The organism is Glycomyces sp. NPDC048151 (genome assembly GCF_043202775.1).
Taxonomy (GTDB): Bacteria; Actinomycetota; Actinomycetes; order Mycobacteriales; family Micromonosporaceae; genus Glycomyces.
Window position 1 is genome coordinate 389,226 of the sequence record NZ_JBIDBB010000003.1, and the last position, 25,655, is coordinate 414,880.

Here is a 25,655-nt window from a genome sequence, read left to right on the forward strand (position 1 = left end):
GGCCGGGTCCGACGGACCCGGCCCTCTTCTCGCGTCTTAACCCTCGTAGTGGACCGTGAGGCGGGTCCACGCACCGATGTTGATGTAGGTCCCGTCGGTCACCGGGAACTCCACGTTCGGCGCGAGCGGCTCGTCCGAGCCGTTGAGGAACGTGCCGTTCGAGGAGCCCACGTCCATAATCGTCCAGGAGCCGTCGGGCTTGGAGAACAGCTTCGCGTGCTGGGCGCTGACGCCCGGGTCGGCCACGTCGCCGGACAGGTCGATGTCCGGGGTCACGCCGCGCTTGGCGCTGTAGCGGCCGATCGTCAGGTCGGGCTTGTCCAGCGGGAAGCGGCGCGGCTTCGCGAACGACGGGTACTGCAGCTGCGAGGCCCCGTCGGAGGCCGCGACCTTGTTGAAGTAGCCCTGGTCCGCGGTGACCGCGACACCCCAGCGGGTGGCCGCCTGGCCTGCGGGAGCGTAGTTCGACGCCAGGTCCGCGGGCTGCGCGTCCGGCATGGAGAACCCGCCGGTCGCCGTCGCGGGCGGCGCGGAGGTCGGGGCGCCGAACGGCGCGGCCGGGACGCCCGGAGGCGGTCCGGGCGGGGCCGAGGTCGGCGCGGCGCCGTAGGCCTGCTGGGCGTACGGGTCCTGGCCGTAGCCCTGCTGCGGCTGCCCGTAGGGGTCCTGCTGCTGGGGCTGGCCGTACGGGTCCTGCTGGCCGTAGCCGGGCTGCTGGCCGTAAGGGTCCTGCTGCGGCTGGCCGTACGGGTCCTGAGGCTGCCCGTAACCGGGCTGCTGCCCGTAGGGGTCCTGCGGCTGGGACGGCTGCCCGTACGGGTCCTGGCCGTAACCCTGCTGCGGCTGCTGCCCGTAAGGGTCCTGAGGCTGCCCGTAGCCCTGCTGCTGCCCGTAGGGGTCCTGCGGCTGGGACGGCTGCCCGTACGGGTCCTGGCCGTAACCCTGCTGCGGCTGCTGCCCGTAAGGGTCCTGCTGCTGCGGCTGGCCGTACGGGTCCTGCCCGTAGCCCTGCTGCGGCTGCTGCCCGTAAGGGTCCTGAGGCTGCCCGTAAGGGTCGTTCGGCGCGTAGCCCTGGCCGAAGGCCGGCGACTGCGGGGGCTGGCCTTGCTGCCACGCCGGGTTGGGCGTTCCGCACTGCTCGCAGAACTGGGCTTGCGGGAAGGCCCCGCAGGCGCACTGGTACCCGCCCGGCTGTGGGGCACCGCCGTAGGTCGGCTGGTAGGTCAAGGTCGTCCCCCTCCAAGCATTTGGGTGTACTCGGCCTCGCTGACGACACCAGGCAAGGAGGCGGTCCCGTCATCCTGGTTCTGATCGTCCTGCCCGGCATGCTCCTGCGCATGCCCCTGGGCCTGGACCGAACCGGGGGATTCGAGTTCCACCACCGCGACACTGATGTTGTCGTGCCCGCCGTTGGCGAGCGCTTGTCGTGTCAACGCTACCGCCTTGTCGCCAACGCTGCCGTCCGGCAGTGGCAGAAGGTCGTGATCGTCATTGAAATAGCGCGACAGACCATCGCTGCACACTACGACATGGCCCCCGTCCAGATCCACCCGGAGCAGGTTCGGGTTGAGCGTCGGCGCGTCCGCGCCGAGCCACGCGAGCAGGGCCTTGGCGTACGGGTTCTTGTACCGCTCGTCGGCCGGGTCGACCCCCTGGTACTCCAGCCGGGCCTGGATCGTGTCGTCCACCGTGAGGCATCTCGCCTCCTTCTCGCCGGCCCAGTACGCTCGGGAATCGCCCACCCAGCACAGGATCGCCTGGTTCCCCTCGATCACCGCGGACACGAACGTCGACGACGGCGGCGAGTTCGGGTACTGCTTCCCGACCGCGGCCACCGCCGAGTGGGCCGCGCCCACCCCGCGCCGCGACGCGTCCTCCGCCGAGAGGCCCTCGCCGAGCGCCGCGCGGATCTCCGTCACCGCCGCTTCCACCCCTGCGAGTGACGCGCGCTCGGAGTCCGAGGCCCCCGAGACCCCGTCGCAGACGACCGCGATCTTCCGCCCGTCGTCGGCGATCGCGATCGCGATCGAGTCCTGGTTGTAGTGGTGGCGCTTGCCCACGTCGGTGGCCGCGCCGATGCCCGGCAGCCCGAACGAGATGTGGTCGTCGGAACCGCCCGGGTGGTCCGGGTTCTCCTCCACGGCAACGGAGGAGAGCCACGGCACCGACTCGGCGGGGACCGCGAACTCCTCCAGGTCGCCGCCGCAATCCTCGCAGTAACGGCCGATGTCGGCGGCGAGGCCGCAAGCGGTGCAACGCTTCGCGGCGCCCAGGGTGGTTGAGGGCTGCATAGGGCTCCTTCGCTACAGCATCGTGCGGGGGCGGTGGGTGTTCGCCAGGTCGAAGTAGTACACCTGGTCCTCCCGGCGGGTGCAGGCGTGGGCGAGGTCACGGTAGGCCCGCTCCAGCGCCAGGCGCAGCTCCCGCTCCTCCGGCTGCGCGCCGAACACGCGCGGCTCGTGCGCCGGGCCGGTGCGCTGCACCGTCTCCAGCGCCAGGTGGAGGATGCGGGTCGACACCAGGTGCCTGCGCCGCGGCTCGAGCTTGAGCTCGTCGAGCCGCCCCGCCATGTGGTGCAGGTCGAGCAGGGACGGCGGCGACGTGCGCGAGTGCAGCGCCGTCTGGATCGCCGCGGTCTGCGCGATCCCGTACTGCGACGAGGTCTTCGGGACCTGGTGCAGCGTCGTGATCGCCTCCGTCGAGTTCCCCTCGATGTCCAGCAGCCGCGCCCGGCCGTAGGCGGCCGACACGAACCGGTGGTCGCACGTCCAGATCCGCGTGTAGTGCGGCAGCGCCAGGTCACGGCGTCCAGCCAGCTCCGCGCACGCCGCCAGCGCCAGGCGCGGCGCCAGCTCTCCGGGGAGGTGCGAGTAGACGGCGTCGAAATGCGCTGCGGCCGTGTGGAAGTCGGCCGCGAGCAGCGAGATCGTGCCGCGCAGCCAGGTGACCTGCCAGGTGTTCCCCTCGCGCTGCGCGAACTGGTCGAGCGCGGCGGCGGCGTTGTGGAGGTCCCCGGCATTGACGAGCGTGCGCACGCGCCGCATGTGCACCTCGGGGCTCTGCACGGGCGCGGCGCTCAGCTCGGCGAGGATGCCCGCCGCGTCGGTCGCCTGCAGCGTCGCCATGAACGCGGCCATCGGGTCGGCGAGGTCGACCATCGGCGTGGGCAGCGCGTGCGCCACGTCGAACGGGTCGCCCACCGCGTGCAGGTCGTACTCCACGTCCGGCTCGCCGAACACGGACTGCTCACCGGAGAACAGCGTCGACGGCTCGAAGCGCGGCTCGCCCTTCTGGACCGACTGCACCTCGTGGAGGACGCCGCGCACCTGGGTGCGCATCTCGTCGGCGTCCTGGAACCGCGAGCGCGGGTCGGCGTGAGTGGCGCGCAGCAGCAGCCGGTGGAACGCCCCGAACTCGTTGAACACGGGCGCTTCGGCCGCCGGGGGCAGCTTGTCGCGGTAGGTGCTCGTGAAGCCCTTGAAGTCCAGCGCGAGCACGGCCATCGAGCGGCCGATCGTGTACAGGTCCGAGGTGACCGACGGCCCCACCGACAGGATCTCGTCGTTCGGCACCGAGTACCCGGGCGTGCCGTAGATCGCCGACTCCATGTCCTCGACGTGGCGGACCGCGCCGAGGTCGATGAGCTTGAGCCAGGTCTCGACGTGGATCATGTTGTCGGGCTTGAAGTCGCAGAACAGCAGGCCCCGGTCGTGCAGGTAGCTGAACGCGGGCAGCAGCTCGGCGGTGTAGGTGAGGACCTGCTCGAGCGGGAGCGGGTGCCGCTCGCCGTTCTCGTCGACCGCGTCCCTGATGTCCCGCAGGGACTTCCCGGCCAGGTACTCCATGACGATGTACGACTGCAGCTGGCCCGAGCGCGGGTCGGCGGCGGTCACGAAGTCGTGGATGTCGACCACGTTGGGGTGGTCGATGCCGACGAGGAAGCGCCGCTCGTTGATCGCGGCCTCGATCGCGTCCTCGTCGGAGGTGTTGATGAGGCCCTTGATGACGACCCAGCGCTGCGTCAGGTCATCGGCGAAGTTCTTGTCGTTGGCGAGGTAGATCCAGCCGAGGCCGCCGTGGGCGATCGCGCCGAGCACTTCGTAGCGGTCGGAGAGGATGTCGCCGGGGCTGAGCGCGGGCGTGAACCAGTAGCGGGTGCGGCAGTGCGCGCAGTAACCCTCGACGCGACCCCCGCGGCCGGCCTGGGGCCGCCCGACGGGCTTGCCGCACGCGGAGCAGAACCGCTTGTGCTCGGGCACCTGCGGGTGCTCCATGACCGCTTCGGCGGGGTCGCGGGGCGGGACGGGCGGCATGTCGGAGAGGCCGCCGCGCTGGCGGGCGCTGGTGGTCGTGGAGCGCGTGACGGGGCCGGTGATCGGCTGCGGCAGCGGCGCGGCGGGGGCCCGGTAGGGGGCCGGGGGCGGGGACGGCATCGCGCCCGCGGGCACCATGCCCTGCGTCCCGGGCTGCGGCAGCGGCGGCGAGACGGGCGGCGCGGACACGGGCGGCGCGGCCGGGGGCGCCATGTGCTGCATCGGCTGCGGCGGCACGGCGTTGGTCCCGGGCGGGCCGGGCGGCGCGGGCGCGAAGCCCGGCTGCGGCGGGACCGCGGGCGGCGTGTTGAGGCGCTTGCGGATGCTGACGGTGTCGGTGGCCTCGCCTTCGGGCTGGTACGCGCCCGGGAGGTACCGCTGGGTGTGCTCGGGAGGCGGCTGCTGGTCGCTCATGTCGCTTCCTTAATCCCGGTACTGGGGGCTCGGCGGGGCGCCCGCGACGCCCAGCGGTCCTTTGAGCCACTTGTCGTAGGCGGTCTGCCAGGTGCCGTTGGCCTTGATGTCGGCGAGGGCCTTGTTGACGTAGCGCGCGAGGTCGGTGTTGCCCTTCTGGACCGCGATCCCGTAGGGCTCCTGCGAGAACGCGTCGCCGACGACCTTGAGGGTCGGGTCCTGGACGGCCATGCCCGCGAGGATCGTGTCGTCGCTGGTGATGGCGTCGACGGTGCCCTGCTGGAGCAGGACGAGGCAGTCGTTGAAGTCGGGGACGGTGACGGCCTGCGCGGCGGACTGCTCGGCGATGGTGCGCACCGAGGTCGAGCCGTCGCCGGTGCACACGAGGTGGTCGTCGGCGAGGTCGGCGAGGCCGGTGATGCCGGAGGCCTCGGGGACGAGGAGGCGCTGCCCGGCGTGGTAGTACTCGGCGGAGAACTCGACGTTCGCCCAGCGCTTGCAGTTCATGGTCATGGTGCGCACGACCATGTCGACGCGGTCGTCGTTCACGGCGCCTTCGCGTTCGCCCGAGGTCATGGGGACCCAGCGGATGTTCGCGTCCGGGCCGAGGATCGACGTGGCGACCGCGGTCGCGATGTCGATGTCGAACCCGGCGGGCGTGTTCGTCTCGGGGTCGATGTAGCCCATGAGGTTCGTGGACTGGCTGACGCCGATGGTGATCTGCTCGGGGTCGTCGAGCTGCGCGACGGCCTGCGCTGCGGTCGTCGAGCCGGGGTTGTAGGACGCGAGCGGCTGGCAGCTCTCGTCGACCGCGTCGGTCTCGATCTCGGGGGAGAAGTTGATCCCCGCGGGCAGCGGCGTGGGGACGTCGACCTGCGGCGGCCCCATGTCGGCGGGCTGGGAGCAGGCCGCGAGGACGAGGCAGGCGGCGGCAGCGGCCGCGAGCCGGAACTGGTGTCGAATCATGCGTAGTACTCCGCCACTCGCAGCTGGATGCCGACCGCGGCGCTGATGAGCGCGCCGAGCGCCAGGGCCGCGAGCCCGGCGGCGGCCCCCGAGAGGGACCGCTGGGCGTCGTTGGTGGCCTCGGCGAAGCGTTCGGCGCTGACGTCGGTCGCCTCGGTCAATGCGTCGTTGAGGGTCGTGAAGGACGCCCACAGGCTCGTGTCGGCCTCGCCGACGACGAGCGCGACGGCGTCGGTGTACTGGCCGCCCTGGGCGAGCTTGACGACCTCGTCGTGCCCGGCCCGCCACGTTTCAGCGGCCTCGCGGGCGGTGTCGATGTTCTCGGAGAGCTCGGGGTCGCCCGCGAAGGCCTCGTCGAGCCGGTCGAGGAGCCGCCCCTCGTCGGCGAGCGCCGCGAAGTGCTCCTCGAAGCGGTCGGCGGCGGCCTGGTCCTCGCCGCGGGCGATGAGCACCAGGGACTCCTCGGCGCGCGCCTGCTGGGCGGTGATCTCGGCTTCGGCGAGCAGTTCGAGCGGCGCCGAACCCTCCTCATGGGACCGGTTCGTGTGGCTGCCCGACGCCAGCGACGCCAGCGTGAGCCACCCGGCGAACGCGACGAGCAGCACGAACGATCCGACGAGCCCGAGGTTGAACACGCGGTTCGTCTTGCGCGAGAGCCACATCTGGGCCCACACGAGCGTCGCGAGCGCGGCGACGGTGAGCGCCGCGGCGACCCACGGGAACGCCGCGGCCGCGTCGCGCGACTCGTGCAGCTGCCCCAGGGAGTTCTCCTGGAGCTCGTGCGCGGCGGGCAGCATCTCGTCGCGCATGAGCGTGGAGGCCTGCTCCTGGTACGTCGCGCCGACCGGCTCGCCGAGGCGGTTGAACGTGCGTGAGGTCTCCACGAGCCCGGTGTAGACCGGCAGGCGCGCGTTCAGCTCGGCCACCAGCTCGGTGTCGGCCGGGGTCTTCACTTCCCCTGCGGCCGTGGCGAGTGCGACCGTGGCGTCGCGCATCGCCTCGCGGTAGGTCTGGTTCATCTCGTCAGAGGGCGTGCCCGCCGTCAGGTACGAGGACGCGGCGGTCGCGTCGGCCTGCGAGAGCGCCTGGTACAGCGAGAGGGCGGCCACCGAGAGCCGCCCGGACTGGCTGGTCGTCTCTTCGATGACGGCCGACTTCGCGAGGATCGCGGTCATGCCGGTGATCCCCGCGCCGAGGATGAGCGCCGCGACCACGGCGAGCACGCCGCGCAGCTGTCCGGGCGTGAACCGCAGTGCGGCCAGCACGCGGTCGAACCGTCGCTGCCCGGTTGCAGCAGGAGCGCTTGGCGCCTGTGTCGGAGCGGGAGGGGACTGGACGGACAACTACTGCACCTCACTTGATCGGCGACCCGCGGGCCTCTGGAATCGTTCGCCGCGCGCACGTCTGACGTGGCTGGAGTGTCGGGGGACTCCCACATGGTATCGGCCCCCGGCAAGGACCGGTGACTACCGCCTCATGGCGTCCGGGCCGGACTCCCCGGCGGTACGGTGGGACCGTGCCGAACGCCGAAGACTACTCCACAGAGGACGACGCCCGCTGGATGGCGCGCGCCGTCGAACTGGCCGAGCGATGCCCGCCCTCCACGACCGCCTTCAGCGTCGGAGCGGTCATCGTCGCAGACGGGAAAGCGGTCGGCGAAGGCTACTCCCGCGCCGAGGACCCGAACGACCACGCCGAAGAGGTCGCCCTCCGCCGAGCAGGGGCCGCCGCGCGCGGCGCGACCGCCTACTCCTCCATGGAACCGTGCGGCCACCGCGCCTCCCGCCCCGACCCGTGCGCCCGCCTGCTCATCAACGCCGGCGTCACCCGCGTCGTCTACGCCCTCGGCGAGCCCCTGAACTTCGTCGACGCGCCCGGCGGCGACGCGATCCTCCGCGAGAACCGCGTGGTCGTGACCGTAATGCCCGAATTCGCGGACGCGGCCGAACGCCCCAACGCGCACCTCCGTTAATCTGGGACGCATGAGGCCATTGATCGGCGCCGAGGCGGCCGCCGAACTGCAGGAATCGGTCCGGCTCGACGTCCGCTGGACGCTCGGAGGACCGTCGCGGGACGCCGACTACGCCGACGGGCACCTGCCCGGCGCCGTCCGGCTCGACTTCGACCGGGACGTGTGCGGCCCGGTCGCCGAGGTCGGCGGCCGCCACCCGCTGCCCGACCCCGAAGCGCTCCAACAGGTCCTGCGCGCAGCAGGCGTCGACGACGACTCCCACATCCTCGTCTACGACGACGGCGACGGCATGGCCGCCGCCCGCACCTGGTGGACCCTCCGCTGGGCAGGCATCGACGACGTCCAGGTCCTCCAAGGCGGATTCAAGGCCTGGACCGGCGCCGGACTCCCGGTCGAGACCCAGGTCGTCGAACCCAAACCCGGCACCGTCACCGTCCGGCCCGGGCACCTCCCCGTGCTCGACGCCGACGCCGCCGCCGCATGGGCCCAGACCCGCGAACTCGTCGACGTCCGCACCCCCGAGCGCTACCGCGGCGAGACGGAACCGGTCGACCCCGTCGCTGGACACGTCCCCGGCGCGATCAACCTCTTCCTCGGCGAAGACGACCTCGCCGACACCGAGCGCCTGCGCGAACGCTATGCGGCGCACCCGGAAGCGGCCTACTACTGCGGCTCGGGCGTCGGCGCGGCCCGCACCGCGCTCGCCGTCACCGCCGCCGGACTCCCCACGCCGCCGGTGTACATCGGCTCGTGGAGCGACTGGGTCTCGCGCGGCCGCGACGTCGCAACAGGGGAGGAGCAGGCATGAGACGCGCACTGATCGCCCTCCCCGCCGCCCTCCTGCTGGCGCTGGCCGCCTGCAGCGACGACGGGACGCCCGAAGGCGACCCCGTGGACACCGCCGCGAACGAGTCGAGCGAGTCCTCGTCCCCGTCCGCGCCGGTCGAGCTCGACCTGGCCGACGCCGCGGGCGCGTGCCCGTTCATCGACGGCGCGACACTCAACTCCGTCACCGGCGAGGACTTCCGCTTCGCGTCCGGCGGCCCCGGCGAGGAGACCGAAGAGGCGCCGGCCCAGCTCACCTGCGCCGTCCAGACCGGCGAGGCCGCCTACCCGGACCTGACGCTCTTCGTCATCGGCACCGAGGCGAAGGTCGAGATCTACGAGGAGGAGCTCGCCGACGGCACCGAGAAGATCGACGGCCTCGGCGAAGCGGCCTACTGGATCGTCCACACCGAGGACACCGGCGCGGGCCCGGCCCTCGAGATGGGCTGGTACAACGGCGGCACCATCTTCGAGATGCGCTACACGACCCCGGCCGACACCGACCCGGCCGCGGTGAACGAGCTCGTCGGCGGCTTCACCGAACTCGCCAAGGGCATCGCCGCCGCCCACGCTGCCAATTTATGGCTCGCAAGCGTCGCCAAGACTGAGCAAGCGGGTTAAACGCGGACGAAAGGCCGCCGGAAGGATTTCCGGCGGCCTTTCGCTCTGCCCCGCATAGCGAGCGCCCTCCTCGCCGGGGGTGCGAGGAGGGCGCTCAGGTGCGGAGTGCGGTTCTCGGGCGCAGACGTCTCCCACGGTCGGCCCTGTGTGGGATGAATTGGAAACGTTTGCACGCTTTGCTCAGACTACTCCCCGGTACAGCCGGGGTCAAGACTCGGCAGCACGCAGTTACATCACACGTAAACCCTTGCGCGCGTGGGCTACACGACCGGAGCGGCGAAGATCTTCGCGGCGTCGTCGGTCGAGAGCCGGATCGTGTCGGAACCGGAGGTCACCGCGACCTCGCCGTCCAGACGGTCGATCGCGACCTCGGCACCCGGGTCCACGCCGGCCTCGTGCAGCGAGGCCAGCAGCTCCGGGTGCGTCTGGGCCGACTCGCACAGGCGCGTCACGCGCACCTTCGAACCGGGGGAGACCACGCTCAGCGGCCGCTCGTCGGCCTCGCGGTTCTCCGCCTCGGCCGAGGCGTCGAGCTCTTTGAGCCCGGGGATCGTGTTGCCGTACGGCGAACGGGTGGGGTGCTCCAGCAGCTCGTACACGCGCTTCTCAACCGAGTCGCTCATGACGTGCTCCCACTTGCAGGCCTCCTCATGGGCCTCCACGTAGGACATGCCGATGACGTCGACCAGGAGCCGCTCGGCGAGCCGGTGCTTGCGCATCACCGCGACCGCCTGGCGGCGGCCCTCCTCGGTGAGCTCCAGGTGACGGTCGCTCTTGACGTTCAGCAGGCCGTGGCGCTGCATCCGGCCCACGGTCTGCGAGACCGTCGGGCCGCTCTGCTCGAGCCGCTCGGCGATCCGGGCGCGCAGCGCCGGGACGCCTTCCTCCTCGAGCTCGAGGATCGTGCGCAGGTACATCTCGGTGGTGTCGACGAGGTCCGTGGTCACAGCTTCGTTCCTTCACTTTGTCCGCCCGCAGGGCACCGAGCGGGGTGGGTCGAGTAGCCGCCAGACCCCCTGTCAACCCCAATCGTATACGGCCGGACCGACACGGCAAGCATCAGCCATCCGGACGTTCGGCGCGCTCACGCCCCAAAGCGACACGGTGAACCGGGCCGTCAGGGTCGATCACGCCACATACTCGGCGAGGCGCCCGGCGTAGTCGGGCTGGCGGAGGCGGTGCAGCGCGTTCTTCTCGATCTGGCGCACCCGCTCGCGCGAGAGGCCGAAGTCGGCGGAGACCTCTTCGAGGGTGCGCTGGCGCCCGTCGTCGATGCCGAAACGCAGCCGGAGCACGGTTTGTTCCCGCTCGGGCAGCGAGGCGAGGACGTTCGCGATGTGGCGGCGCAGCAGCGCGTACGACACGGCGTCGTCGGTGCCGTGCTCGCGGGGCAGGTGCGCGACGAGGTCGCCCAGCGCGGTCGAGTCGTCCTCGCCCACGGTCTGGTCGAGGCTCACCGGCTCGCGGTCGTACGACATGAGCTCCAGGACCTTGCCGGGGGTCACGTCGAGCTCCTCGGCGATCTCCTCGTAGCGCGGCTCGCGGCCCAGCTCGACCATGAGGTCCTGGCGGACCCGGTTCATGCGCTTGATCTGGTCCACGGTGTGCGCGGGCACGCGGATCGTGCGGGACTGGTCGGTGACGGCCCGGTTGATCGCCTGCCGGATCCACCAGGTGGCGTACGTGGAGAACTTGTAGCCCTTCTGGTAGTCGAACTTCTCGACGGCGCGGATGAGGCCGAGGTTGCCCTCCTGGATGAGGTCGAGCAGGCTCAGCCCGGCGCCGGAGTAGCGCTTCGCGACGGAGACGACGAGGCGCAGGTTCGACTCGAGCATGCGCTGCTTGGCCGCGCGGCCCTCGGCCGCGATGCGGGCCAGGTCCGAGCGGAGGTCGGGGTCGGTCACCTCGCTGATGCGGCACTCGGCCATGAGGCCGGCCTCGATCGCCTTGGCGCACTCGACCTCCTCGCAGGCGGTGAGGAGCCGGTGCTTGCCGATGCCGTTCAGATAGGCGCGAACGGGGTCGCCGGAGTATTCGGCCGCGCGCTGCGCCGGTCGCCGTGCCGGACGCTGGCGGATGCTGTCGACAGGTGCCATCGAATTCGCCTTTCGCTGCAGACCCTCGGCGCGTGGGTTGATCCGCGCCAGACCCGGCGGGCACCGGGCTTCGGGCTACCAGCTTGCAGGGGTTTTCGAGGTTTCTGATCCCCCAGGACGAAGGGTGGCACGAACCCGGGAGACACGATCAGAAATTCGGTTTCGGTGCCTGCCACCGATACCTGATGGCCACCAGCCGTACAACGAAGATCGTCGCGATGGCGATCAGCGAGAGCGTCCAGTGCCCGATCAGCGACTCCCACCGGGCCCCGACGGCGACGATGATCGCGCCGATCGCCGCGGCCATCGCGTAGAAGTCCTCGCGGAGCACCGCCGGGATCTCCTGGACCATCATGTCGCGCAGGATGCCCCCGCCGATTCCGGAGAGTACTCCCACGATGCAAGCCGCGTAGATCGCGAACCCGAAATCCAGGCCCTTCTGGGTCCCGACCACGGTGAACAGCGCCAGACCGGCCGCGTCGAGCACGAGCATCGTCGGCCGCATCCGCGACAGCGCGGGGTGGAACCAGAAGACGAACAGCGACGCGACGAGTGCCACGGCCGGGTAGCGCCAATCGGTGAGCAGCAGCGGTTTCGCGCCGATGAGCACGTCGCGGATGGCGCCGCCGCCCAGCGCGCAGAGCACCCCGATCACGGCCACGCCGAACAGGTCGAGGCGCTTGCCGACCGCGGCGCTCGCACCCGAGGCCGCGAACACCGCGGTGCCGATGAGCTCGGCGACCAGCATCAGGGCGCTCGGGTCGAATTCAGAAGGCTCCACCCGTGCGTTATAGCAGGTGGAGCCCCATCACATCGGTGTTCTTCGCAAAGGTGAGAGCCGCGCTGCAGCTAGCCCTTCATCTTCTCGTAGATGTCCTTGCAGTTCTTGCAGACCGGGAAGCGGTCGGGGTCGCGGGTGGGGACCCACATCTTCCCGCACAGCGCCTTCACCGGGATGCCGTCGACCATGGCGGCCATGAGCTTGTCCTTCGGCACGTAGTGCGAGAAGCGGTCCTTGTCGCCGTCCTCGTACGTGTAGTTCGGGTTGGTCTGGGTCTGCTCTTCGAGCAGGGTGGAACCGCCGCCCTCGGTGCCCCCGGTGGTGGGAAGTTCGCTCACGGCAACTCACTCCTCATTAACGCGCAAGATCCCGTCAATCTTGCCACGGCGAGTCCCTAACTCCGAATCGATCATGCGGTGTTCGGGTGCTTCCAGCGTCTGCGCCTTCCGCTGGTGCTTGGCGAACACGCCCGGCTTGCGCGCGAGGCGGTCGTTCGCCAGCAGCACGGCCAGCCAGGGCAGCACCGCCATCCCGACGATGCCCAGCGCCAGCCACAGCCACAGCAGCGGCGCCTCGGCCATCACCGCGATGCCCAGCACGATCACGAGCACACCGCGGATCGACATCATCACGACATACCGGATGGTCCGGTACCGCCGCTCCTCATCGAGGGACATCGCCGCATCGGTGATGCTCGTCGCCTTCTCACGCCTTGCCACCCTTCGAGCCTACGCCTGGCCGGTGCGGGAGGATCTGGGGCATGAAAGCAGTCGTGCAGACCGTCAGCGAAGCCCGCGTCACCGTCGACGGCGAGACGGTGGGGGAGATCGGCGAAGGCCTCCTCGTCCTCGTCGGCGTCACCCACACGGATGGACCCGCCGAAGTCAAATGGATCAGCGAGAAGATCTGGACCCTGCGGATCATGCGCGACGAGCTCTCCGCGTCCGATCTGGACGCCCCGATCCTCCTGGTCAGCCAGTTCACCCTCTACGCCGACACCCGCAAGGGCCGCCGCCCCTCCTGGAACACCGCCGCCCCCGGCCCGGTCGCAGAGCCCCTGGTCGACGCCGTCGCCGCCCACCTCCGCGGCCTCGGCGCGCGCGTGGAGACCGGCGAGTTCGGCGCGATGATGCTCGTCCACTCGGTCAACGTCGGCCCGAACACGATCCTGCTGGAGCGATGAACGTGACGCGCCTCGCGGCTTAAAATCATCCGGGTCCGCCGCCAACGAGCCACGTCGAGAAGGAGCCCGCATGATCCCGGCCGCCCCGCCCGAAACGCTTCCGTCGCTTCGGGTCTGGCAGCGCAAGGCCATGGTCGCCTACCACCGGGGTCAATCGCGCGACTTCCTCGCCGTCGCCACGCCCGGCGCCGGCAAGACCACGTTCGCGCTGCGCATCGCCTACGACCTCCTCGCGGACGGCACCGTCGACACCGTCACGGTCGTCGCCCCCACCGAGCACCTCAAGGCCCAGTGGGCCGGGGCCGCCGCCCGCTTCGGCATCCAGCTCGACCCGGCCTTCCGCAACTCCTCCGTCCACAGTGCCTCCGACTTCCACGGCGTGGTCCTCACCTACGCCCAGATCGGCGCCGACCCCGCCGTCCACCGCCGCCGCACGCTCGCCCGCCGCACGCTCGTCATCCTCGACGAGATCCACCACGCGGGCGACGCCCGCTCCTGGGGCGACGGCGTCAAGACCGCCTTCGACGAGGCCGAGCGCCGCCTCGCCCTCACCGGCACCCCGTTCCGCAGCGACGACAACCCGATCCCCTTCGTCGAGTACGAGGAAGAGGCCGACGGCGTCAAGCGCTCCCGCGCCGACGCCCTCTACGGCTACCGCGACGCGCTTGCCGACGGCGTCGTCCGCCCCGTCATGTTCATGGCCTACTCCGGGCAGGCGAAGTGGCGCACCAGCGCCGGGGACGAGCTCGCCGTCCGCCTCGGCCAGCCGCTCACGAAAGACCTCACGAGCCAGGCCTGGCGCACCGCCCTCGACCCCGAGGGCGAATGGATCAAGCAGGTCATCCGCGCCGCCGACCGCAGGCTCTCGTCCCTGCGCGCGGCGGGCATCCCCGACGCGGGCGGGCTCATCATCGCCTCCGACCAGAACACCGCCCGCGCCTACGCGGGCATCCTCAAGCGCGTCACCGGCAAGAGCGCCGCGATCGTCCTCTCCGACGACGCGGGCTCCTCCGACAAGATCGCCAAGTTCGCCGACTCCGACGACGAATGGCTCGTCGCCGTCCGCATGGTCTCCGAGGGCGTCGACATCCCGCGCCTCGCCGTCGGCGTCTACGCCACGAACGCCCAGACCCCGCTGTACTTCGCGCAGGCCATCGGCCGCTTCGTGCGCTCGCGCCGCCCCGGCGAGACCGCCTCGGTGTTCCTCCCCAGCGTCATCCCGCTGCTCAGCCTCGCCGAGAACCTCGAGGCCGACCGCGACCACGTCATCAAGCCCAAGTCCGCCGAGGACCAGGACCCCGAGCTGCTCCTCGAACAGGCCCAGCGCGTCCTCAACGAGGGCACCGAACTCGGCGGCCAGCGCGAGACCCTGGAGTCGAACGCCGAGCTCGACCAGGTGATCTTCGACGGCGGCTCGTTCGGCCTGCCGGTCGAGGCGGGCAGCGCCGAGGAGCAGGAGTACCTGGGCCTGCCGGGCCTGCTGACCCAGGAGCAGGTGCACCTGCTGCTGCAGAAGCGCCAGCGGGAGCAGATGGCGAAGCAGAAGTCCCGCACGAGCACCGACACCGCCGAGCGCCCTGCGGCCGAACCGGCGATGACGAACGCCCAGAAGCGGCTGAAGCTCCGCAAGCAGTTGAACGCCCTCGTCGGGGCCCGTTCGTTCGCGACGAACGAGCCGCACGGGAAGATCCACGCGAAGCTGCGGTCTACGTGCGGCGGGCCGCCGAGCGCGCAGGCGACGATCGAGCAGTTGGAGGAGCGGATCGCCGTGATCCGCTCCTGGTGAGCGGGGCGGATTGTCCGCCATATAAACAGAAGACCGCCGACGCGATGCGTTGGCGGCCTTGCGGATCCCGGAGACGACGCAGGGCCCGAGCGCAGTTGCGCTCGGGCCCTTGAAAGCCTGTGTTCGGCGGCTAGTTCTCCGAGGCCATGAGGTCGGTGCCGCGCCACTCGAATTCGGGGTCGGCGGTGAAGTCGATGGCGATCGGCACGAGCTTCTCGGCGAACTGGTTCGCGTGGTGGCCGCAGAAGACGAGGTCGCCGCCTTCGGCCAGGGTCACGCGAAGCTTTGCCGCGGCGCTACACCGATCGCAGCGCTCGCCCGCGATCGGACGTTCCTCCGTCTGGGGCGGGGGCGTCAGGGTGGATGTCATACCAGGTCCTCCGCTGCGTTCGGTCGCTGTGCTATCTACACAGCGGGATTCATGTATGTCGGCCTGTTGACCGGCTCGTTCCGTTCAACGCCTGCACTGTACTACCTCTTCCCGACACTTCCCGACTGAGACTCGGCTCACTCGGGGCCATCGGTTCGACGGTTGCTCCACACGGTAGCCCACGGAACGCGGAACGACAACCCGGCACGAGCTTCGGGTACCCACCCGTTCGGGTGATACACGACTGGTCAGACCCGGTGTGGCGCACCGGTTCGGTTGCGCTCTCGGCGAAATGCGGACGAGTCGGTCGCTAGTCGAGGTAGTCGCGCAGGACCTGCGAGCGCGACGGGTGCCGCAGCTTCGACATGGTCTTCGACTCGATCTGGCGGATGCGCTCGCGGGTGACCCCGTATACCTGGCCGATCTCGTCGAGGGTGCGGGGCTGGCCGTCGGTGAGGCCGAACCGGAGCCGGACGACGCCCGCCTCGCGCTCGGAGAGGGTCTGCAGCACCTGCTGGAGCTGGCCCTGGAGGAGCGAGAAGGAGACGGCGTCGACGGCCACGATGGCCTCGGAGTCCTCGATGAAGTCGCCGAGCTGGCTGTCGCCCTCGTCGCCGATGGTCTGGTCGAGGCTGATCGGCTCGCGCGCGTACTGCTGGATCTCGAGGACCTTCTCCGGGGAGATGTCCATCTCCTTGGCGAGCTCGTCCGGGCTGGGCTCGCGGCCCAGGTCCTGGAGGAGTTCGCGCTGGATGCGGCCGAGCTTGTTGATGACCTCGACCATGTGGACCGGTATGCGGATGGTCCTCGCCTGGTCGGCCATGGCGCGGGTGATGGCCTGCCGGATCCACCAGGTGGCGTACGTGGAGAACTTGTAGCCCTTGGTGTAGTCGAACTTCTCGACGGCGCGGATGAGGCCGAGGTTGCCTTCCTGGATGAGGTCCAGGAACGCCATGCCGCGGCCGGTGTAGCGCTTGGCGAGGGAGACGACGAGGCGGAGGTTGGCCTCGAGGAGGTGGTCCTTGGCGCGGTCGCCGTCGCGGACGATCCACTCGAGGTCCCGGCGCATCTGCGTGGGGATCTCCTCGCCGGCCTCGCGGAGCAGCTTGAGGCGTTCGACGGCGTACAGGCCGGCCTCGATGCGCTTGGCGAGCTCGACCTCCTGGGCCGCGTTGAGGAGGGGGACCTTGCCGATCTGCTTGAGGTAGGCGCGGACGGAGTCGGCCGAGGCGGTCATCTCGGCGTCCTTGCGGGCTTGCTTGAGCGCTTCGGAGTCCTCCTCGTCCCACTCGAAGTCGTCGCCCTCTTCGTCCTCTTCGCCGTCCTTCTTGGACTTGCGGCCCGCGGCGGCCTTCTTCGCGGCCTTCTTGCGGGTGGCCTTCTTGGCGGGCGCGGCGGCGGCGGCCTCGGCGAGCGCGTCGTCGTCGGCCGCTGCCGCGAGGTCGGCCTCGTCGGGCTCTTCGCCGTCGGCGGGCTTCTTCGCGGCGGCCTTCTTGGTCGCCTTCTTGGCGACGGCTTTCTTCGCGGTCTTCTTGGCGGCCTTCTTGACCGGGGTGTCCTCGGCCGCGTCTTCGGCGGCGGGGGCGGCGGCGGCCTTCTTGACGGCGGTCTTCTTCACCGCGGTCTTCTTGGCGGCCTTCGCGGTGGTGGTCCGGGAGGAGGTGGCGGTGCGGGCGGCGGGGACGCGCTTGCGCGTGGAGGCGGAGCCGTCCACGACCACGGTGACCTCGGCCTCGGCCAGGGCGCGGAGCACCTTCTTGCCGTCAGCGGGGGAGGCCTGCACCGACTCCAGAACCTGGGCGACCGTCGCGGACGTCAGCTGCCCGTTGCTCTCTCGGGCCAGAGCGAGCAGCGAGTCGGTCAGGGAATTGACGTCTGTGCCGGTGGGACGTGCGTCAGTCACGAGCAACCTTCCGAGGCAATGGCGGGCACGGCGCAGCCGGGCTCCATAGCGGGTGAGCGTTGGATATTGGGTCGGCAGCCCAGGTCGGCACAACGACCGGGCAGGCGTGAATTGTAGCGCCGAAATTCGCCTGCGGCCCGTCCGTGGTGCCGTTTCGAGCTGTGTTTCCGCATTTTCAGTGTCAATGTGTCGCAGCACGTGGGGTGTGACGGCGCTCTATTCTACCGTGCAGGTGCCCTCCGGCGCCGGGCCGATGCCGCCCTGGGCGAAGGACTGGCGGGCGTCGGAGGCCGAGCGGACCTCGGCGAAGTCGTCGCCGAGGACGATGGTGATCGGCTTGTCCCAGTCGAGGTCGAAGGCCTGGCTGCCTTGGTAGAAGTACGCGTGGGCGTGGGCGCCGGCCGCGTACTGGTCGGGGCCGAAGTAGACGAGCGCGGTGCCGTCGTAGGTCTCCTCGGCGTCGCCCGTCTCGGTGACGACGAACCCGCGGTCCTCGAGCTGCGCGGCGGCCTGGTCGGCGAGGCCGTCCCGGTCGGTGCCGTTGAGCACGACCAGCTCGATCTCCTCGGTCTTGGGGATCGGCGAGGTCTTGATCTCGACTGCGCCGGGCGGGCAGTCGCCGCCCGCCGACGTCTGCGAGTCGTTCCGGATCGCCCAAAGCGTGATCAGGCCCGCCACCAGTGCCAGTACGCACAGAACCGTCAAAGCGCGGATACGAGCGATACGCACGGCTGCCTCCCCGAGTCTCCAAAAAGTGCCAACGAATGTCTGCACTTAGACGAGCCGACGGCCCGCAAACGTTGCCATCCGAAAGGCTATCGTGCGCGGGTCGTCTCCGTGGGCGAGAGGCGGTACACTCGCTGCGCTTGACACAGAAGTGTTTCTCGCCACAATGGGGATGAAAAACCCGGGGGCATCGTGTATAGGAAAGGACTGCACGCGGTAAGGTACGCCGCCTGCAGGGACGGAACCGAACCCGCCAGGAACCCGAGCCGGGCCGCTGTGTCACCCGAACACTCCAGCGGCAACCCGCCGCGCTCGGTTCCGGAACCGCAAGAGAAACCAATTGGGAGTGGAAAACGATGGCAACCGACTACGACGCCCCGCGCCGCGACAAGGAAGAGTCCGCAGGTAGCGACGGCATTGACGCCCTCGCGAAGGGCCGCACCGATCAATCGGGGTCGGTGGACGTCGACGAAGCCGAGGTCGCCGAGAACTTCGAGCTGCCCGGCGCCGACCTGGGCGACGAGGAGCTGTCCGTGAAGGTCCTGCCGATGCAGCAGGACGAGTTCCGGTGCTCCAGCTGCTTCCTGGTCCACCACCGCAGCCAGTTCGCCAAGGAGAAGAACGGGCAGCCGATCTGCAAGGACTGCGCGTAGGCGACGAGCCCCCGGCTCGGCCGACCCACGCCGCCCTGAACGGTGCCCCTCAGATAGCGCACGGCTCGCAGGATGCCTCCTGCGGGCCGTCTCGCTTGTCCGGGGGTCAGGCCCCCACGGACTCCCGCGAGGCCGTCAGCGCCGCCGCCAGACGCTCGGGACGGCGCGAGGCGACCACCCAGTACGGGGTCGGGTCCGCCGGGTCGTCCAGCACGACCCGCACGCCCCGGCCGATCCACGGCCGCTGCACCGCGAACGCCAGCGGATGCAGCGCCACGCCCAGAGCGTCCGAGTACGCCACCCGGTCCAGCACCTGCACCTCGGCCACCGCCGACATCGGCAGCTTCGCGTCGTCGACGTGCAGCCACACCTCGCCGCCGGACTCCGCCACGCTCACGCGCAGGCGGCTCAGCCACCACGCGCCCGCCACCACGGCGGCCATGAGCGCGACACTCGCCGCCACGCGCCACCAGCGCATGTCGCCGAAGTTCGACAACGCCCCCGCCAGCACCGCCACGACGATCACGGCCAGCCAACCCGCCGCCGGAAGTCGCATGCGCTCGGCGTACCGTTCCCCGCTCTTCATGTCTGAGACCATAACCCCGCACTGTCCGCGCCTCCCGGCGCGTGCTTCCGCGAGTGAGAGGAACCCGACGACGATGACCGCCGACGTCCCGGTCGCCATCCGGCGGCTCGACCCCGACCTGCCGCTGCCCGCCTACGCCCACCCCGGCGACGCGGGCGCCGACCTGTACGCCGCCGAGCCCGTCACCCTCGCCCCCGGGCAGCGCGCCCTCGTCGGCACCGGCGTCGCCGTCGCCATCCCCGACGGGCACGTCGGCTACACCAACCCCCGCTCCGGACTCGCCCACCGCCTCGGCGTCACCATCGTCAACGCCCCCGGCACTATCGACTCCGGCTACCGCGGTGAGATCAAGATCAACCTCGTCAACCTCGACCCGCAGCGGACCGCCGTCATCGAACGCGGCGACCGTGTCGCACAATTGGTAGTCCAACCGGTTGTGCGAGCCCGTTTCACCGAAGTCGACGACTTCGCGCCGACGCAGCGCGGCGCGAGCGGCCACGGTTCCACCGGCGGGCACCGCCGACTTGCAGAGGAGAGCGAACGTGTTTAAGCGGCGAAAGTCGAAGAAGCAGCGCCCCGCCGAGGGCGCCGTCCTCGACTCCCTGGCCGAGAGCGGCGAGACCTTCGAGCACGAGGCCACCGAAGGCCCCTACGACGTCTCCGACGCCCCCGACGACGACGTCCGCCGCATCGACCTGGGAGCGATCCGCCTCCCCGTCCCCAAAGGCGTGGGCTTCCAGGCTCAGACCGACGCCAAGGGCAACATCAGCCAGGTCCTGCTCACCACCGGCGCCTCCGCCCTCCAGCTGCTCGTGCGCGCCGCACCCCGCAGCGAAGGCATCTGGGACGAGTTCCGCGACGAACTCACCTCCCAGGTCACCTCCCAAGGCGGCGAAGTCGAAGCCGTCGAAGGCCGCTGGGGCACCGAGCTCATCGCCAAGGTCGCCACCAAGAAGGGCACCAACTCCGTGCGCTTCTGCGGCATCGACGGCCCCCGCTGGTTCGTCCAGGCCACCTTCCAGGGCCAGCGCGCCCTCGACGAGGACGCCGCCCCCGAACTCGACGAGGCCCTGCGCCTCCTCGTCATCGACCGCGGCTCCGTCGCCATGCCGGTGCGCGAACCCCTCCCGCTCAAGCTCCCGCCGAAGATGGCCGAAGAGGCCGCCGCCCGCATCGCGCAGCGCAAAGCCGAAGGCGGCGACGGCAACCGCGCCATCATCGCCGCCGGCGACACCCCCCGGCCCCAGGTCCGCCGCAAGCCCTCGCCGCGCCCCAAGCGGTAGGGGACCGTGCCCGCCCGCCTCAAGGACTGGCTCCCCACGCTGCGAAGCCTCCGCGCCGCGCCGCCCGAGCCGTTCGAGGACGTGATCCGCCGCGAGGCCGACGCCGACGCCGTCCCCATCGACCGCCTCCGGCCCCGGCAGCTCGCCGCGGTCGCCGGCCGGCTCACCGCCGTCGCGTCCCGCACCGACGGCCGCTCGCCCTCGGTCGAGGCCGAACTCTCCGACGGCACCGGACAGGTCGCATTGGTCTGGATGGGCCGACGGCGTATCGTGGGCCTTGAGGCCGGGACCAGGCTCGTCGCCCGCGGCCGCGTGGCACAACTGGCCGACGGACGCCTCGCCGTCTACAACCCGACCTACGAACTGTGCACACCCACGGCTGGCAAGCGGGCGCCGAGACCGCCCGTGAGCGCGGACCAGCCACACGAACTGGAAGGCCCGCATTGAGCACCGAGACGCCGGCCCACGACGAGATCGCGAAGCAATCCGGCCGCGCCGCGGCCGAACGCCGCGAACCGGAGGACGCGGACGAGCTCCCGCCGTTCACCGAGCAGCTCTCCCAGCAGCTCGGCGGCGTCAAGGGCGTCGTGGAGGCCGCCGTCCCGATCACCCTGTTCGTGGTCCTCAACCCGCTCCTGCCCGACCGGATGGGGCCCCTCAGCGGACTCCAGTGGGCCATCGTCATCTCCGCCGCCAGCGCCCTCGCCATCGCCGGATGGCGCGCCGCCCGCAAGGAGCCGATCCGCCACGCGCTCAACGGCCTCTTCGGCATCGCGCTCGGCGCGTTCCTCGCCTGGCGCTCCACGGACGCCCGCAACTTCTACCTGCCCGGCATCATCCAGGGCTCGGTCTACGGCGTGCTGCTCATCGTCTCGGCGCTGGTCCGCCACCCCATCATCGGCTGGATCTACGCCGTGGTCGCCCAGGGCGGCAAGAAGGAATGGCGCCAGAACAAGCCGCTCGTCGACGTCCTCAGCAAGATCACGATCCTGTGGGGCGTGGTCTTCATCGTCAAGAACGCGGCCCGCATCTGGCTGTACTACCTGGACGCCGACAACGCGCTCGGCCTGGTGACGCTCTTCGGCGGCTGGCCCGTCACGATCGCGCTGACGGCCTTCACCATCTGGGCGGTGCGCCGCAGGATGAAGGCCGTCGAGGACGCTCCGGCGTAGCGGTGTTTCACGAAGGCGCGGCGCAGGAGCGCCGCGCCTTCGCTGTGTCCCTTGCTAACTCGGCAGGCAGTCGAACGCCGGCGCGCTGGCGAGCGAGCCGGAGACGTTGAAGCCGAACTCGACCGAGCCGCCGACCGGGATCGCCTTGTTCCAGTCGACCGGTGCGGCCATCTCCATCGTGCCCATCGTGGAGTGCGTGGCGTTCCAGATGTTGCCGAGCGTCACGCCGCTGGGCCACTGCCAGTGCAGCATCCAGTTGTGGATGGCCTGCGTCCCGGTGTTGGTGACCTTGACGTTCACCGTCGCACCCGAGCCCCAGCTGTTGACGGTCGCGGTGGCGCCGCACAGGTATCCGGCGGGGCCGCCCGTGGTGGGCTCCCCGGTCGGCTCGCCGGTGGGCCCGCCGCTGGTCGGGCTGGAGGTGGGGGTGGTCGGGGGGTCGGTGGGCTGGCCTTCGCCGAACCACACGTCCGAGCACGAGTAGAACGACTGGTCGAAGTGGCTGGCCTGCCAGATCATGTACACGATGTGGTGGCCGGTGCGGCCGGGGGCGGAGACGTCGATGTCGACGAGGGTGCCGCCGCCCGAGGGCGGGGTGCGTCCGACTCCGGGGAGGATCTTCGGCGTCTCCTCGACGAGTTCGAGGTCGGCCCAGTCGAGTGCGTCGGTCTGGGCGTCGTACCCCTGTTTCGTGACGTAGATGCGGTAGTAGTCGGCGCCGTGGTTCGCCTGGTCCCAGTTGGTGAACGTGAAGTTCGCGTTCACCTTCGTGGTCTCCCAGGCGCCGGGGTTGTCGAGGGGCGCATACCGGGTGCCGCCCGTCCGTCCTCCCGAGCACAGCTGGTTGTCGGGGATGGCGGCCTGGTGGTTGCCGCCGACCTGCTCGCGGTAGAGGCCGTTCCAGTTCCACATGGCGTTGGGGTCGTTCTGCCAGGCGGCCCAGCACATGGGGTCCTCTTGGGCCATGTCCGGGTTCTGGAAGTCGGAGCCCCACCGCTCCCAGCAGCTGTAGTGCCGTGAGGGCTGGCCGATGGAGGTGCCGTGGCTGGCGGCGGGCTGGATGAACACGACCGCGGCGGTCCCGGCCGCGAAGAGCGCGGCGATGAGGACGATGAGGCTGCGGAGCTTCAGCCGCCGCTGTTTTCTGTCCGGCGGGTTGCCGGATCGCTTGAGTTGCAACATGAAAGCGCTCCCAAATAATAGGAACATTGAGAACTTTCAATGTATCTTGCGATGCTCGCGCCTGTAAAGCCCGAAGGGCCGGGTTTCGGCGGTGCGGTTACGGGCGTTCGCCCAGGACGACCGAGCGGGTCTCCTCCTCGGCGTCCTCGTTGCACACGAACACGAGCTCGTCGCCGGACTCGAGCGTGTCGTCCGGGGTCGGCGGGATGACGCGGCGGCCGCGGATGATGGCCACGAGCGCCACGTCCTGCGGCAGCGGGACCTCGGCGACGCGGCTGCCGACGTGCGGGGCGTCGATCGGCAGCGTGATCTCCACGAGGTTCGCCTGCGACTGGCGGAACGTCAAGAGCCGCACCAGGTCGCCGACGCTCACGGCCTCCTCGACGAGCGCCGCGAGCAGCCGCGGCTTGGAGACCGAGACGTCGACGCCCCACTCCTCGTTGAACAGCCACTCGTTCTCGGCGCGGTTGACGCGGGCGACCACGCGCGGCACCGCGAACTCGGTCTTCGACAACAGGCTCACCACGAGGTTCACCTTGTCGTCGCCGGTGGCGGCCACGGCCACGTCGCAGCCCTCGAGGTGCGCCTGGCGCAGGTTCTCCAGCTCGCACGCGTCGGCGAGCAGCCACTCGGCCTCCGGGACCCGTTCGGGCCGCATGGAATCGGGGTCGCGTTCGATCAGGAGCACCTGGTGGCCGTTGCCGACCAGCTCCGCGGCGATCGAGCGGCCGACGTTCCCGGCCCCGGCGATGGCGACCCTCATGCGGCACCTCCCCGCGGGGCGGCGCCCGCGATCTCGCGGATGCGGGGCTCGTCCCCGTCGGCGACGAGCATGAACACCTGGTCGCCGTCCTGCAGCACTGTGGACGAACCCGGGAGGGTGGCCCTCCCGAAGCGGGTGATGTACGCGACCCGGTGGCCTGTGGCCTCCTCCAGGTGAGCCAGCGGCGTGCCGTACCAGGCTTCGGCGCAGCGGATCTCGACCATCGACAGTGTCGCGGTCGGGTCCCTCCACAGTGGCTCCTGGTCGTCGGGGAGGAGGTGGCGAAGCAGCCGGTCGGCCGTCCACCGCACGGTGGCGACAGTCGGGATGCCGAGGCGCTCGTAGACTGTCGCGCGCTGCGGGTCGTAGATGCGGGCGATGACGTTGGGGACGCCGTAGTTCTCGCGCGCGACCCGCGCGGCGATGATGTTCGAGTTGTCGCCCGAGGAGACCGAGACGAACGCGTCGGCGCGGGTGATCCCTGCCTTCTGGAGGACCTCGCGGTCGAAGCCGACGCCGCGCACCGTCGTCTCGTCGAAGTCCGGGCCCAGGCGGCGGAACGCCTTCGGGTTCTGATCGATGATCCCGATCGTGTGCCCGCGCTCCACCAGGCTCCGCGCCAGCGACGAGCCCACGCGCCCGCAGCCCATGATCACCACATGCACCCGGCTCCACCCCTCGCGTCGGCGCCCCTTGCCTCGAGGCTGATCCCGTGACGATACCGCGCCGCCGGTCGCGCCCGGGGCGGACGCCGTGACACCGGTGAACACTCAGAAAAACCGGTCACGGGGGTATGGAAAACACGCCGCCTATGCGTCTATTGATGGAGTAATCCGACAACTCCAGAAGGAGCCCCGATGCGTCAAGCACCCCGTCCCGCCCTGTCCCGACGCGCCCTCATCGGCGGCATCGCCGCGGGCGCCGTCGTCGCCGCGGCGGCCGCCTCGCCCGCCAGTGCGAAGCCCAAGGCCTGCAAGCCCGCCAAGCTCGTGCCCGGCGACCTCGTCGTCGTCCCCGCCCCGGGCGGGCCCACCACGGCCGCGGCGGTCGCGAGGGGCGTCGCGATCCTCGAAGGCTGGGGGCTGCGGGTCGAGCTGACCGAGCACGCGCTCGACACGTACGGCTGGCTCTCGGCGCCTGACGAGGAGCGCCTCGCCGACCTGCAGTTCGCGCTCGACCACCCGGAGGCGAAGGCGCTCATGACCGCCCGCGGCGGCTACGGCACCACCCGCATCATCGACCAGGTCGACTTCGACGGCCTCGCGGACAACCCGAAGCTCATCGTCGGCTACTCCGACATCACCGCGCTGCACCTGGCCGCGAACCAGGCCACGGGCCTGTCGAGCCTGCACTCGCCGATGGTGGCCTGGTCCTCGAACAACACCGCCGCGACCGCCGAGTCGCTGCGCACGGCCCTCATGACCGCCGATCCGGTCGTCCTCACCCGCGACCCGCTCGAGCCGACGTCGGCCGTCGAGGTCGCGGGCACCGCGACGGGGCCGCTGTACGGCGGCAACCTCTCGCTGCTCGACGCCGAGCCCGACGACGGCAACTGGCCGGACCTCGACGGCGCGATCCTGTTCCTGGAGGACGTCGACGAGGCGCGCTACCGGGTCGACGGGATGCTCACCCGCCTGCTGCGCGCCGGGCGCTTCGACGACCTCGCCGGGATCGCCGTCGGCCAGTTCTCGCCCGACGAGCACGACGAGTACACGCCCGGCGAGTGGACGATGAACGAGATGCTCATGGACCGCCTCGGCGGCCTCGGCATCCCGCTCATCGGCGGCCTCAAGGTCGGCCACGGCCTCGACCCGCGCGTCATGCCCCTCGGCACCGAAGCCACCCTCGACACGGCCGCCGGAACCCTCACCATCGAAGCGGCCGTGACGGACTGACGGCCCACTCGCGGTGTGCCGGGGCCCGCCTTCGCGGATCATCCCGGCACCCGCAGTGGCACATCACGCGTCACACACCACGACCGCGTTCCCGTGCTCGCGCCGCCCGGCCACGCGGCTGCGGTAATACGTCACGCGTGACACACCACGACCGCGCGTCCGCGC

Annotated in this window: 28 protein-coding genes; 11 read left to right on the forward strand and 17 right to left on the reverse strand. The window is 70.6% G+C overall.

Annotated elements, in window-relative coordinates:
• Positions 1-36: 36 nt before the first annotated feature.
• Genes ACGGCP_RS08490 through ACGGCP_RS08510 form a run of 5 tightly spaced genes read right to left on the reverse strand, consistent with a single transcriptional unit; the run spans position 37 to position 6,958 of the window.
• Positions 37-1,227 carry an FHA domain-containing protein gene (locus ACGGCP_RS08490; protein WP_392962966.1) on the reverse strand — a complete coding sequence of 397 codons (1,191 nt, stop codon included), beginning with the start codon at positions 1,225-1,227 and terminating at the stop codon, positions 37-39.
• Positions 1,224-2,291: a PP2C family protein-serine/threonine phosphatase gene (locus ACGGCP_RS08495; RefSeq protein ID WP_392962969.1), complete on the reverse strand. Its 1,068-nt coding sequence runs from the start codon at positions 2,289-2,291 to the stop codon at positions 1,224-1,226. Before ACGGCP_RS08495 ends, ACGGCP_RS08490 begins: the two co-directional genes overlap by 4 nt.
• A gap of 12 nt (positions 2,292-2,303) precedes the next feature.
• Positions 2,304-4,727, reverse strand: a complete 2,424-nt coding sequence (locus tag ACGGCP_RS08500; protein ID WP_392962971.1) for a tetratricopeptide repeat protein — start codon at positions 4,725-4,727, stop codon at positions 2,304-2,306.
• A gap of 9 nt (positions 4,728-4,736) precedes the next feature.
• A complete protein-coding gene (locus tag ACGGCP_RS08505; RefSeq protein WP_392962974.1) occupies positions 4,737-5,693 on the reverse strand; it encodes a glutamate ABC transporter substrate-binding protein in 957 nt (318 codons plus the stop codon).
• Complete coding sequence (locus tag ACGGCP_RS08510) at positions 5,690-6,958, reverse strand: CHASE3 domain-containing protein (RefSeq protein WP_392962977.1); 1,269 nt, start codon at positions 6,956-6,958, stop codon at positions 5,690-5,692. The genes ACGGCP_RS08505 and ACGGCP_RS08510 overlap by 4 nt, the downstream gene beginning before the upstream one ends.
• Before the next feature lie 251 nt (positions 6,959-7,209).
• On the opposite strand from ACGGCP_RS08510, the gene ACGGCP_RS08515 reads away from it, so the two are divergent.
• The 3 genes from ACGGCP_RS08515 to ACGGCP_RS08525 are packed head-to-tail and all read left to right on the forward strand — an operon-like array spanning position 7,210 to position 9,111.
• Positions 7,210-7,665, forward strand: coding sequence for a deaminase (locus ACGGCP_RS08515; protein WP_392962979.1), 456 nt, complete (start codon positions 7,210-7,212; stop codon positions 7,663-7,665).
• Positions 7,666-7,675: 10 nt separating this feature from the next.
• Entirely contained in the window at positions 7,676-8,473 is a 798-nt protein-coding gene (locus tag ACGGCP_RS08520) for a sulfurtransferase (protein ID WP_392962982.1), read from the forward strand.
• Complete coding sequence (locus ACGGCP_RS08525; protein WP_392962985.1) at positions 8,470-9,111, forward strand: hypothetical protein; 642 nt, start codon at positions 8,470-8,472, stop codon at positions 9,109-9,111. The genes ACGGCP_RS08520 and ACGGCP_RS08525 overlap by 4 nt, the downstream gene beginning before the upstream one ends.
• A gap of 260 nt (positions 9,112-9,371) precedes the next feature.
• On the opposite strand, the gene ACGGCP_RS08530 is transcribed toward ACGGCP_RS08525, so the two are convergent.
• From ACGGCP_RS08530 to ACGGCP_RS08550, 5 genes are all read right to left on the reverse strand, one after another.
• A complete protein-coding gene (locus ACGGCP_RS08530; protein ID WP_392962986.1) occupies positions 9,372-10,058 on the reverse strand; it encodes a metal-dependent transcriptional regulator in 687 nt (228 codons plus the stop codon).
• A gap of 180 nt (positions 10,059-10,238) precedes the next feature.
• The gene (locus ACGGCP_RS08535) at positions 10,239-11,207 is read right to left on the reverse strand and encodes a sigma-70 family RNA polymerase sigma factor (RefSeq protein ID WP_392962988.1); all 969 of its coding nucleotides are present in this window, start codon (positions 11,205-11,207) and stop codon (positions 10,239-10,241) included.
• Between the two features lie 148 nt (positions 11,208-11,355).
• A complete protein-coding gene (locus ACGGCP_RS08540; RefSeq protein ID WP_392962991.1) occupies positions 11,356-11,988 on the reverse strand; it encodes a trimeric intracellular cation channel family protein in 633 nt (210 codons plus the stop codon).
• Positions 11,989-12,056: 68 nt separating this feature from the next.
• Positions 12,057-12,326: a DUF3039 domain-containing protein gene (locus ACGGCP_RS08545; RefSeq protein WP_392962994.1), complete on the reverse strand. Its 270-nt coding sequence runs from the start codon at positions 12,324-12,326 to the stop codon at positions 12,057-12,059.
• Positions 12,327-12,332: 6 nt separating this feature from the next.
• The gene (locus tag ACGGCP_RS08550; RefSeq protein WP_392962997.1) at positions 12,333-12,707 is read right to left on the reverse strand and encodes a DUF3099 domain-containing protein; all 375 of its coding nucleotides are present in this window, start codon (positions 12,705-12,707) and stop codon (positions 12,333-12,335) included.
• Between the two features lie 41 nt (positions 12,708-12,748).
• Between ACGGCP_RS08550 and dtd the strand changes: the two genes are divergently transcribed.
• Both dtd and ACGGCP_RS08560 read left to right on the forward strand, forming a co-directional pair.
• Positions 12,749-13,171: a D-aminoacyl-tRNA deacylase gene (dtd, locus tag ACGGCP_RS08555; RefSeq protein ID WP_392962999.1), complete on the forward strand. Its 423-nt coding sequence runs from the start codon at positions 12,749-12,751 to the stop codon at positions 13,169-13,171.
• A gap of 70 nt (positions 13,172-13,241) precedes the next feature.
• Positions 13,242-14,957 carry a DEAD/DEAH box helicase gene (locus tag ACGGCP_RS08560; protein WP_392963001.1) on the forward strand — a complete coding sequence of 572 codons (1,716 nt, stop codon included), beginning with the start codon at positions 13,242-13,244 and terminating at the stop codon, positions 14,955-14,957.
• A 130-nt stretch (positions 14,958-15,087) separates the two neighbouring features.
• Here ACGGCP_RS08560 and ACGGCP_RS08565 read toward each other — a convergent pair whose 3' ends face one another.
• From ACGGCP_RS08565 to ACGGCP_RS08575, 3 genes are all read right to left on the reverse strand, one after another.
• Positions 15,088-15,327 carry a hypothetical protein gene (locus ACGGCP_RS08565; protein ID WP_091053111.1) on the reverse strand — a complete coding sequence of 80 codons (240 nt, stop codon included), beginning with the start codon at positions 15,325-15,327 and terminating at the stop codon, positions 15,088-15,090.
• 310 nt (positions 15,328-15,637) lie between these two features.
• Positions 15,638-17,230, reverse strand: coding sequence for an RNA polymerase sigma factor (locus ACGGCP_RS08570; protein ID WP_392963005.1), 1,593 nt, complete (start codon positions 17,228-17,230; stop codon positions 15,638-15,640).
• Positions 17,231-17,446: 216 nt separating this feature from the next.
• Entirely contained in the window at positions 17,447-17,959 is a 513-nt protein-coding gene (locus ACGGCP_RS08575) for a LytR C-terminal domain-containing protein (protein WP_392963008.1), read from the reverse strand.
• 353 nt (positions 17,960-18,312) lie between these two features.
• Between ACGGCP_RS08575 and ACGGCP_RS08580 the strand changes: the two genes are divergently transcribed.
• Positions 18,313-18,609, forward strand: coding sequence for a DUF4193 domain-containing protein (locus ACGGCP_RS08580; RefSeq protein ID WP_392963010.1), 297 nt, complete (start codon positions 18,313-18,315; stop codon positions 18,607-18,609).
• A gap of 106 nt (positions 18,610-18,715) precedes the next feature.
• Here ACGGCP_RS08580 and ACGGCP_RS08585 read toward each other — a convergent pair whose 3' ends face one another.
• A complete protein-coding gene (locus ACGGCP_RS08585; protein ID WP_392963013.1) occupies positions 18,716-19,195 on the reverse strand; it encodes a DUF3093 domain-containing protein in 480 nt (159 codons plus the stop codon).
• Between the two features lie 73 nt (positions 19,196-19,268).
• Between ACGGCP_RS08585 and dut the strand changes: the two genes are divergently transcribed.
• Genes dut through ACGGCP_RS08605 form a run of 4 tightly spaced genes read left to right on the forward strand, consistent with a single transcriptional unit; the run spans position 19,269 to position 21,650 of the window.
• Complete coding sequence (dut, locus tag ACGGCP_RS08590) at positions 19,269-19,745, forward strand: dUTP diphosphatase (RefSeq protein ID WP_392963016.1); 477 nt, start codon at positions 19,269-19,271, stop codon at positions 19,743-19,745.
• Positions 19,738-20,478: a DUF3710 domain-containing protein gene (locus tag ACGGCP_RS08595; RefSeq protein ID WP_392963019.1), complete on the forward strand. Its 741-nt coding sequence runs from the start codon at positions 19,738-19,740 to the stop codon at positions 20,476-20,478. The genes dut and ACGGCP_RS08595 overlap by 8 nt, the downstream gene beginning before the upstream one ends.
• Before the next feature lie 6 nt (positions 20,479-20,484).
• The gene (locus ACGGCP_RS08600) at positions 20,485-20,925 is read left to right on the forward strand and encodes an OB-fold nucleic acid binding domain-containing protein (RefSeq protein WP_392963022.1); all 441 of its coding nucleotides are present in this window, start codon (positions 20,485-20,487) and stop codon (positions 20,923-20,925) included.
• Complete coding sequence (locus ACGGCP_RS08605; protein ID WP_392963025.1) at positions 20,922-21,650, forward strand: DUF3159 domain-containing protein; 729 nt, start codon at positions 20,922-20,924, stop codon at positions 21,648-21,650. The genes ACGGCP_RS08600 and ACGGCP_RS08605 overlap by 4 nt, the downstream gene beginning before the upstream one ends.
• Before the next feature lie 54 nt (positions 21,651-21,704).
• Here the strand turns inward: ACGGCP_RS08605 and ACGGCP_RS08610 are convergent, their stop codons facing one another.
• The 3 genes from ACGGCP_RS08610 to ACGGCP_RS08620 all read right to left on the reverse strand — a co-directional run bounded on the left by ACGGCP_RS08610 (position 21,705) and on the right by ACGGCP_RS08620 (position 24,260).
• Positions 21,705-22,832 carry a lytic polysaccharide monooxygenase gene (locus tag ACGGCP_RS08610; RefSeq protein ID WP_392963028.1) on the reverse strand — a complete coding sequence of 376 codons (1,128 nt, stop codon included), beginning with the start codon at positions 22,830-22,832 and terminating at the stop codon, positions 21,705-21,707.
• A gap of 97 nt (positions 22,833-22,929) precedes the next feature.
• A complete protein-coding gene (locus tag ACGGCP_RS08615; RefSeq protein WP_392963031.1) occupies positions 22,930-23,595 on the reverse strand; it encodes a potassium channel family protein in 666 nt (221 codons plus the stop codon).
• Positions 23,592-24,260, reverse strand: a complete 669-nt coding sequence (locus ACGGCP_RS08620) for a potassium channel family protein (protein ID WP_392963034.1) — start codon at positions 24,258-24,260, stop codon at positions 23,592-23,594. Before ACGGCP_RS08620 ends, ACGGCP_RS08615 begins: the two co-directional genes overlap by 4 nt.
• A gap of 192 nt (positions 24,261-24,452) precedes the next feature.
• On the opposite strand from ACGGCP_RS08620, the gene ACGGCP_RS08625 reads away from it, so the two are divergent.
• Positions 24,453-25,490: an LD-carboxypeptidase gene (locus ACGGCP_RS08625; RefSeq protein WP_392963037.1), complete on the forward strand. Its 1,038-nt coding sequence runs from the start codon at positions 24,453-24,455 to the stop codon at positions 25,488-25,490.
• The last annotated feature ends 165 nt before the right edge of the window (positions 25,491-25,655 follow it).